Source organism: Bacillus sp. H1a (assembly GCF_000633475.1).
Taxonomy (GTDB): Bacteria; Bacillota; Bacilli; order Bacillales; family Bacillaceae_G; genus Bacillus_A; species Bacillus_A paramycoides.
Window position 1 is genome coordinate 1 of record NZ_AYMH01000140.1, and the last position, 214, is coordinate 214.

General features: G+C 56.1%; 2 tRNA genes. Both read right to left on the bottom strand.

The features are described from left to right. Positions 1–24: 24 nt before the first annotated feature. Positions 25–100: transfer RNA gene (locus tag U860_RS0130695), tRNA-Ala, on the bottom strand. A 9-nt stretch (positions 101–109) separates the two neighbouring features. Beyond that, a tRNA-Pro gene (locus tag U860_RS0130700) sits at positions 110–183 on the bottom strand. Between the last annotated feature and the right edge of the window lie 31 nt (positions 184–214).

Sequence of the window (214 nt, forward strand, 5' to 3'; positions counted from 1 at the left end):
CGTTCAGTTTTCAAAGAACTTTTTTGGTGGAGCCTAGCGGGATCGAACCGCTGACCTCCTGCGTGCAAGGCAGGCGCTCTCCCAGCTGAGCTAAGGCCCCAAACAAGTATCGGGAAGACAGGATTTGAACCTGCGACCCCCTGGTCCCAAACCAGGTGCTCTACCAAGCTGAGCCACTTCCCGTTAATAAAAGCGCGCCCGAGAGGAGTCGAAC